Origin of the sequence: Psychrobacter sp. Pi2-51, assembly GCF_904846665.1 — a bacterium.
Taxonomy (GTDB): Bacteria; Pseudomonadota; Gammaproteobacteria; order Pseudomonadales; family Moraxellaceae; genus Psychrobacter; species Psychrobacter glaciei.
In genome coordinates, this window is record NZ_CAJHBP010000010.1 from 108429 (window position 1) to 118017 (window position 9589).

At 43.7% G+C, this 9589-nt stretch carries 6 protein-coding genes; 3 read left to right on the forward strand and 3 right to left on the reverse strand.

Going from position 1 to position 9589, the window contains the following annotated elements:
- Positions 1-41 precede the first annotated feature (41 nt).
- Complete coding sequence (locus JMY08_RS07605) at positions 42-2252, forward strand: carboxy terminal-processing peptidase (RefSeq protein WP_201592677.1); 2211 nt, start codon at positions 42-44, stop codon at positions 2250-2252.
- Positions 2253-2736: 484 nt separating this feature from the next.
- Here the strand turns inward: JMY08_RS07605 and JMY08_RS07610 are convergent, their stop codons facing one another.
- The gene (locus JMY08_RS07610) at positions 2737-3222 is read right to left on the reverse strand and encodes an FKBP-type peptidyl-prolyl cis-trans isomerase (RefSeq protein ID WP_010201899.1); all 486 of its coding nucleotides are present in this window, start codon (positions 3220-3222) and stop codon (positions 2737-2739) included.
- 326 nt (positions 3223-3548) lie between these two features.
- On the opposite strand from JMY08_RS07610, the gene JMY08_RS14120 reads away from it, so the two are divergent.
- A complete protein-coding gene (locus JMY08_RS14120) occupies positions 3549-5603 on the forward strand; it encodes a M61 family metallopeptidase (protein WP_265089746.1) in 2055 nt (684 codons plus the stop codon).
- 127 nt (positions 5604-5730) lie between these two features.
- Here the strand turns inward: JMY08_RS14120 and JMY08_RS07620 are convergent, their stop codons facing one another.
- Complete coding sequence (locus JMY08_RS07620; protein ID WP_201592678.1) at positions 5731-6549, reverse strand: DUF305 domain-containing protein; 819 nt, start codon at positions 6547-6549, stop codon at positions 5731-5733.
- Between the two features lie 357 nt (positions 6550-6906).
- The gene (locus JMY08_RS07625) at positions 6907-7521 is read right to left on the reverse strand and encodes an rRNA large subunit pseudouridine synthase E (RefSeq protein WP_201592679.1); all 615 of its coding nucleotides are present in this window, start codon (positions 7519-7521) and stop codon (positions 6907-6909) included.
- Positions 7522-8209: 688 nt separating this feature from the next.
- Here JMY08_RS07625 and icd point away from each other — a divergent pair.
- Positions 8210-9469, forward strand: a complete 1260-nt coding sequence (gene icd / locus JMY08_RS07630; protein WP_194620783.1) for an NADP-dependent isocitrate dehydrogenase — start codon at positions 8210-8212, stop codon at positions 9467-9469.
- Positions 9470-9589: the final 120 nt, after the last annotated feature.

Consider the following 9589-nt stretch of genomic DNA (forward strand, 5'->3'; position numbering starts at 1 on the left):
AATTGATAATACTTTCAACTTAAAATAACTAGGTATATATGATGAAAAAACAACCAGCACAGTGGTTACTCAGTGCAGCGTCAGTGGGCATCGCCGGTCTTATTCTCACCCAAAGCTACGGCACTGCAGTGGCAGATACCAACACCGAAGGTTTCGTCCAAACACCTGAACAGAAAGTCACTACTCGTCAAGTAGCCGCCTTGCTGGATCGCAGCCATTATCTCAATCAGCCGCTCGATAGCAAAACAGGCAGCGAGATTCTGTCTATGTATATTGATAGCCTTGATCCAAACCATACCTTGTTTTTGCAGTCTGATGTCGATGAGCTAAAGAAAAAGTATGCCGCCGAATTCGGTGATCGTCTCAAGCGTGGTGATTTGTCTGCAGGGGTAGAGGTGTTTGAGCGCTATCGTAAACGCTCAAACGAATATTTTGCCATGGCAAGCAAAATGCTAAAGACGGATCTGGATTTGACCAGCAATGAGACTATCGTACTTGACCGTGAAAAGCTCGGTCACTTCAAGTCCAAAAAAGAGCAGCGTGATTACTGGGCGCGTCAGTTGAAGTTTCAGTTGATGAGTATCACGTTAGGTCAAGAAGACGAAAAAGCTAAAGAGCAAGTATTCTTGAATAATCCAGACATCACTCGTGGACAGGATTTAGTACGTAATGACGAGCGTACGCCCAGTGAGATTTTACTCAATCGTTTGTCACGTCAACAAGAGCAGTTCAAGCGTCTCAAAGATGATGAAATCATGGAGACAATCTTGAACACTGCCATGCTGACCTATGATCCGCATAGTAACTATTATGCACCGGTTCAAGCAAACGAATTACAAATCCAATCGAGCCTACAGTTAGAAGGTATTGGCGTCTCTATCCGTCCTGATCGTAAAAACCCAGACTACACGCGTATTGTGACTCTGGTGGATGGTGGCCCAGCAGCCAAATCTGGTCAGATTAAACCCAATGATTTGATTGTCGGGATCGCCAAAGACGGTAAAAACATGATCGACGTGGTTGGTTGGTCGACACGTGAGATTGTCAGTCTTATTCGCGGTAAGCGCGGCACTTCAGTCACGCTCAAGTTACGTCAGGCTAGTGCCCCAGAAGCCAGCGCTCGTACCGTCACTGTGGTTCGGGATATCATTCAGCAAGAAGAGTCAGGCGTGACCCAGCGCGTTGTAGAAGTACAGCGCCCTAATATCGATAAAACGCCAAAACGTATTGGTGTCCTTGAGATACCAAGCTTTTATTTGAACTATCGAGCACGCCGTAACGGGGAAGATTATCGTAGCGTCAGTATCGATACCGAAAAAGCCCTTAAAGAATTAAATAAAGAAAATATCGATGGTCTCGTGGTCGATCTGCGTAATAATCCTGGTGGGTCATTAGACGAAGTGGCAAAAATGCTTGGCTTCTTTATCAAGAGCGGACCACTGGTGCAAATTCGTGACAATCGCGGCAACATTCAGGTGTACCGTGATGATGATGGTGGCGAACAACTCTATGATGGCAAGGTGGTCGTTATTACTAACCTAGCATCTGCCTCTGCTAGTGAAATTTTTGCAGCTGCTATCCAAGATTATGGTCGTGGCTTGGTGGTCGGTAGTACCACTACGGGTAAAGGCTCTGCTCAGATTCAACTGGACAATTTAGCGCTAGGTTCTGCAACTTTAACTCAGCGCAAGTTCTATCGCATCACCGGTGGTAGTACGCAAAATAAAGGCGTTGTTCCCGATGTCGAATTGGTCAATATCTATGATGATGCGACCTTTGGTGAGCGCGCACAGAAAAAAGCACTGCCTTGGGATACCATCAAAACCGCACCTTATAAGCCTGAAGGCAAATTTACCAACGATACGTTAGCGACGCTGAATCAGCAGTCTACAATCCGTCAGCAAAAAGACCCACAGTTTACTTACTTATCAACGTTGAACGATATTCGTAATATGGATGATGAGAAAAAACCTGTCAAGCTCGATATCAATAGCCGACGCGCCAAGATGCAGCTGATCGAAAAGCGTTCATTAGAGGCGGAGAATAAACGGCTCATCGCCACAGGTGAGCGTCCGTATGCCAATTGGAATACCTATCAAGCCGCGATGGATGCGAAGTTTGAAGAGCGTAGTCAAATGAAAGCCAATGAACGCCCAGAGCTACCTGAAGATGAAACTTTCATCAATGAAGCGGCTTATATTATGCTCAGCGCTGACTCAAAAAAAATGATCAGCCCTGAAGACAGTCTCTAGCAAGCGTATCACTGTGAGCTAGAAAAGCGGTCAAATAAAAATCCGTGTAAGCATAGGCTTACACGGATTGACGCTTAGACCTCTTACTAACTTATCATCAATCTGCGATTATAACTGTACGGCACGATTGAACGAAACGGTTCATTGATACTAGGGATTGGTATCTTAAAATCGCGTCAGGGATAGATGGTTTGCTGATTAAGGACAATAAGGCTGGATGCCTGCTAGTTATAAGATACTCCGGGATTAAGTATCATATAGCGTTAACATGGATGGTTGGTAATAAAAGCCGCATAGCGCTCGTCGTTACGCGGCTTTGTTACGTTTGGAAGAACGTGCTTTTCTATCAATAAGCCATAAAAATCCATAAGCCATAAAACACAAAAAAAGGTCAGTAGACGTATCTACTGACCTTTTAGAATAAACGACAAGCTTCATCTTACTTACTTGTCGTTTAAGCGTTTTACTAATGCTCTAATAGAGATTAGTGTTCAACGCCACCTGCGCCATGTACATGGCCGTGGCTTAGTTCGTCTTCAGTCGCTGCACGTACTTCTTGGATTTCAACATCAAAAGTCAAACGCTTACCAGCTAATGGATGGTTAGCATCAACAACTACTTCGTCATCATTTACTTCAGTAACCGTAACCAACATTACTTGGCCACCGGCTTCTGACTGAAACTGCATGCCAGGCTGGATGTCATCAACGCCTTGGAAGTTATCGCGTGGTACATGTTGTACGGCTTGTTCTTGATATTCGCCATAACCATCAGCAGGCTCAACGACAGCGTTAACTTTTTCGCCAGCAGATTTGCCTTCTAGTTGTTGTTCTAGGCCTGGGATGATGTTGCTGTGACCATGTAGATAAGCAAGTGGCTGACCTTCTGGTGATTGGTCGAGCACGTTGCCTTCGTCGTCTTTTAGCGTGTAATTGAATTTGACGGCAGTGTCTTTTGCGATAGTAGTCATAAATTATCCTAAATATATCTGTGTAAAAAATTAAATACGGTTGCAATAAACCTAAAAAAGCCAATCGGCAAGCCAGATAGCCACGTCATTAGTCAGTTATCATCAGTTTATTAAAGTAACTTTAGCAGTTAGCATCTTTAATTGCGATGGCCCACATAACTTTCAAGGGAAAAACCATAAAAAATGCCAATTAATGTCATAATTTATGAAAATAAGCGCTATTTTCTATGCTTTACCGTACAGCGGGTTGCTTGTAAAGGGTCTGCCAGTTGCATTTTCGGCTAAGGACTTCTACCATAACAATAAAAATAAGGATGAGAAAGACGATGAATTCATTGACCAATAACGCTAACGTGCCTACTTCTAACGCCAATACTGCTAATAATGAGTCAACAGAAACTGCCTCAATCAGTAAGGCTGCTCGACCTGTGCCTGATATTAGCTATCGATTCGATTTTGAGCGTTTTTTTGAGCATTTGGTTGATGTGTCGCTCACCTTTACTACAAACGTAGACGCTCCAAATCTTTGGTTGCCAGCATGGATACCAGGTAGCTATTTGATGCGTGAGTTTGCCCGAAATATTACTGCGGTACATTATCAAATTATGGACGACGATAATAAAAGCGCTGAGATGTACCGCGCGATAAAGACAGACAAACACACTTGGCAGTTGCCACAAGTCAAGGCGGCTCAGACAGTAAATGTTCATTATGAAGTTTACTGCTATGATTTATCCGTGCGCACCGCTTATGTCGATCAGCAGCGTCTATACGGGAATTTTACCTCTTTAGCATTAGCAGTCGATGGGCAGGAGCAGACACCTGTACAAGTCAGCTTGATAGTGCCAGCCGCATTTTGGGCGGATAAACAAGAAAGCCATGTGCTTTTAGCCTGTGGTTTAGACGCTACGCAACTGCGCCTTGATGGACAGCAAAAGGATGGACAGCAAAAGGATGGACAGCAAGAGGATGGACAATACAGTTACGAGCTACAAGCAAACAGCTATCACGAGCTGATTGATTATCCTTTTGAAATCGCTGAGCAGGATACATTTGATTTTATCGTCCAAGACCACGCGCATCAGACCTTACCTCACCGTTTTTATCTGTCGGGTAAGCATAATGCCAATATGGGCAGGCTACAGCAAGACGTCACTCAAATTTGTCAGACGTATCTAGATTGGCTGGGTGATGCACCCTTTAATGATTATACTTTTATGACCTTTGCCAGTGGACAAGATTATGGTGGTCTCGAGCACATTAATTCGACCAGCCTGATTACGCCGCGTCGCGACTTGCCGAGTATTGACGAACCAAAAATACCTAGCAGTGATTATCAGCGTTTTTTAGGCTTATGTAGTCATGAGTATTTTCATGCGTGGTGGGTAAAAACCGTACGCCCAGATGTTATGTTGGATGTAGATTTGCGCCGTGAAGCCTTTACACCACTGCTTTGGGTATTTGAAGGTTTTACGTCTTATATCGATGACTTTATGTTGCAAGCATCAGGCGTGATCGATAAGCCAAGCTATCTCAAGCTACTGGCTGAGCAAGTCAATCGCTATTATCAAACGCCTGGACGCGCCTATCAAAGTGTCGCTGAGTCGAGTTTTGATGCGTGGATTAAGTTATATCGCAATGATGAAAACACAGGTAATGCTGGGATCAGTTACTACAATAAAGGCGCATTGGTGGCGCTTTGTTTGGATTTAACCTTGCTCGAAAAGAGCAACGGTCGTTATCGTTTATTTGATGTGGTTAAGGCTTTTTATAGCCAAGCAACGCAGAATGACAACCGACGGATTGGTATCAGCAGTGCCGATATGGGTAAGGTTGTTGGGCAGTTTATGTCGCTTGCCGATTGGCAAGAGTTTGAGCGCCGCTATGTTAATGGCGTTGATGAGTTACCGATTGAAGCACTATTGACTGCAAATGGTATAAAAATGCGTACCAATACCAAGGAAACTGCTGACAAGTATGTGCCTTGGGGCATGCGCTGTCATGAGACACCAGCTGGACTCAAGGTAAATCGCGTGACACGTGACAGTGTGGCTGCCAAAGCTGGTATTTCGGCGCATGATGTTATTGTCGCCATTGATGGTATCAAGGCAGACACTAAGCAGTTAGCGTCGCTTAGTACGGCAGAGCATGATGTGGAATGTTACCTGTTTCGTCGGGACGAGCTGATGTGCGTCAGCGTATTACCTAAAGCAGCGCTTAGTAGTGGACAGCAGCAAGGCATGACTGAGAAAACCTTTCCGCATAAAGTAAGTTTACACTTGGCAAAGACAGATCCAGTGCTCGATGATAATGGTGACCGTTTACCACTACCGGCGGGCTGGCAGACATGGCTTAATGTCATGGAGCGTCAGCAAGTATAGATATATCAAAAGTATATCGGTATCAATTCGATAAAAACCCCTGCTAACTATTTATGATTAGCAGGGGTTTGACGTTATGGGTTTTACATTTATTGATATTGATTGACCGTATCTAGGTAGTGGGCTACTACTCAGCAGGTTCTTTAGCATCTACTTCGTTTTCGACAGTTGCGTCATTACTAATAGTGTCATTGTTGAGCTTATCGATTTTGTTAGCGGCAATCCAATTTTTCATAACTTGAATCTCAGGCTGCTGGGCGTCGATGATATCTTGAGCCAACTTGCGCATCTCTTCATCCGTACCATATTTGAGCTGTATCTTTGCCATGTCTACAGCGCCAATATGATGTGGCAACATACCGCGTGCAAAAGCCATATCAGGTAGAGGATCGGTAATAGCGAGCATCATATCACCATGCATCCCGTCCATACTCTTGGCATAGGCTTGTTGCATGGCTTGGGTATTAGGCTTAGGTTTGGCAGCATCAGGATGGCCGGCAAGCCATTTATTCAGAATGTCTATCTCAGCTTGCTGCGCTACCATAATTTTTTGCGCAAGTTCTCGCATGGCTGCGTCAGTACCATACTTCAGCTCGATTTTTGCCATGTCGATGGCGCCGCGATGATGCCCCAGCATGCCTTTCGCAAAGGCAGTATCGGGATCGTTATATGCCATACCGATCATCATCTCATCATGCATTCCTGTCATCGACTTAGTGTAGTCTTTGAGAATGTCTGTCATTTGCTGCTCATCTGCCATTGCATCGCCACCTGCCATATTATGACCATCCATATTCTCTTGATCAGCCGTCATCTCAGTTTCTGGTGCCGCTACTTCTTCTGCGGGCATTACCTCACTACTCTCTGTTGCTGGCTGACAGGCGCTCAGAATAAAAGCAGCAGAAATGCTGGTGGCGAACAAGGCAAAACGACGAGAAGCAATCATGACATATCCTTATAGAGACAAGCTAAACAGTAAATAAACGCAAAATACGGCACTAATATGACAGTAAAGCAGTAAAGTGCTGAATCTTAACAGATAAACCTTACCAGTTCGAGACGCTATGTTTAACAGGTCGTAATATATTTGCTAGATTTTATTACTAATCTATATAAAACTCCTAATCTACATAAAACAGGCATAGTCAGGTCAATATAAAAGAGATACAGCGTGACTGGTATAATTTTTTTGTAGCAACTGCCAGTACCACATTTGAATGTTCAACAGACCCTAGACGTTGTTCGATGTGTCTATGGTCTTATGTAAATTATCATCAGTCAATACGCCTGATGACAGAGCAAGTTAATTATTGACACCTAATTCCCTCAGTTTCGCACTATCTAAATGAATACGTACAAACTCACCAACCGCTAGTTCCTCCAATTCGAAGCCTGCGACTGACCAACGAATAAGACGCAGGCAAGGCAATCCAACGTGAGCCGTCATGCGTCTGACTTGGCGATTCTTTCCTTCATAAATCGTCAGCATCAACCATGATGTCGGTATGCTTTTACGCTCACGGATAGGTGGCTCACGTTGCCAGAGTGGCATAGGCAAATCCTCTTCACTAAGCTGTTTAATGTCGGCAGGTAGGGTTTTGCCATCTTTGAGAATGACGCCCTGTCGAAGCTTATCAAGTTGCTCAGTAGTAGGCATGCCTTCAACTTGCACTAAGTAAGTCTTACCTTGCTTACGTCCAGCATTGGCCTTTGGTGGATGGGTAATGGCTTTGTTAACCCTGCCATCATTCGTCAGAATCAGTAAGCCTTCAGACGTCGCATCCAGCCTACCAGCCACGCGCAAAGACTTGTCAGTAAAATACTCTGATAGGGTGGTGTGGTCGTTGTTGCTGTCATCACGGAACTGACTTTGCACACCGTAAGGCTTATTAAACAGAACGAGACTGGTGGTCGACATAAAGTAGCATTTCCTAAATAAAGGTATTGATGAATCATTGCGAAATATGAAAAGTAATAGTCAAAATAAAAGGTGTTCAACACGCCCTGATTGCAGATCAATTATAAGACGGTTGATGACTTAATTAACGGCATTTTAATGAAAACGAAACACATAAAAAATAATGTATTAACTTGTCATAAGTAGGCTATAGATATGAAAACTTATATTCAATATAAAACCATGTTATTATAGTGGTATTTATAACATTGATATCTGTACATGAGCTATGCACAAGAAAAATCATTGCTCAGACCTTTAGCTTAGTACAATGGCTAGGATAAAACGTGACATTTATTGCGTACTCAAGCTTACAGAGCATTGATATTTATTAATTTTATCTCAGCTTTTTTGTCGTTTCTCTTTTTTATGTCCATAGCATTATATTTTCAGGTGCTTTTGTGAGAGGGGTTTTTCTCTTCTTATTAATTGTATTATTTTGCCAATTTTTATTTCGAAGCCTTGAGTGTAAAGCGGTTTTGTCAAACGGTTAGATACAAGGCTATTAAACATAAGATCGTAAGTGCGCCACTTATGCTTGCTCAGCTAACAGGCGTTAATTCACGCATACCTATAATAGAATGGCGAAAGCATAACAGAGTGCTCAGTATACTTGCGATGTCCAACATACAACCAAGGAGTTTTATTCATGTCCTATGATAAAGTTATCGTACCAAGAGACGGCGAAAAAGTAACCGTCAACGCTGATTTATCGTTGAATGTCCCCAATCATCCAATTATTCCCTTCGTTGAAGGCGATGGGATTGGGGTGGATATCACTCCAGTTATGATTAAGGTGGTTGATGCCGCAGTTGATAAAGCTTACCACGGCAAAAAATCCATCATTTGGATGGAAGCGTATTTAGGTGAAAAAGCAGCGAAAATTTACGATGGTGATTACTTACCAAGCGAAACGCTAGAGATTTTAAAAGATTACGTGATCAGTATCAAAGGGCCATTGACCACGCCAGTAGGCGGCGGCTTTAGTTCGTTAAATGTGGCTGTACGCCAAAACCTTGATCTGTATGTTTGTCAGCGTCCAGTTCGCTGGTTTGAAGGCGTGCCAAGCCCCGTGCAGCATCCTGAGCTGACGGATATGGTTATCTTTCGTGAAAATACAGAAGATATTTACACGGGTATCGAGTGGAAAGCGGGCAGCGATGATGCCAAAAAAGTTATCAATTTCTTAAGAGATGAGATGGGTGTGACCAGCATTCGCTTCCCTGAAGATTGCGGCATTGGCATCAAACCCGTATCTAAAGAAGGCTCGCAGCGTCTAGTACGTAAAGCCATCCAGCATGCTATCGATAACGATTTGCCGAGTGTGACTTTAGTGCACAAAGGCAACATCATGAAGTTCACCGAAGGCGCATTCAAAGACTGGGGCTATGAATTAGCCGCAGAGCGTTTCGATGCAGAGTTGTTAGATGGCGGCCCTTGGATGACGATGAAAAATCCAAAAACGGGTAATGACATTATCATCAAAGACGTGATCGCTGATGCGTTCTTGCAGCAAATCCTGATGCGTCCTGCCGATTATTCCGTCGTCGCCACGCTTAACCTAAATGGTGATTACATCTCTGATGCCCTAGCGGCTGAAGTGGGTGGTATCGGTATCGCACCGGGTGCTAACAAAGGCGGCGCAATCGCTGTCTATGAGGCGACTCATGGTACTGCCCCTAAATATGCTGGTCAGAACAAAGTAAACCCCGGCTCGTTGATTTTATCGGCTGAGATGATGCTACGTGATATGGGCTGGGTCGAAGCAGCCGATCTTATTATCAACGGTATTCAAGGCGCTATCGCTAATAAAACGGTCACTTATGACTTTGAGCGTTTGATGCCTGATGCTATCTTGCTCAGTACTTCTGAATTTGGTAAAGCCATCATTAAGCATATGGATGCATAGATAGTCATCGCTTTATCATGAGCTAAAAGCAATTTAAAATAAGTGTCCCATCCTAGAATAGGTTGAGGGTTTATGAGAAGTCAGATACTTAGCAGTATCTGACTTTTTCTTTGAGTACTG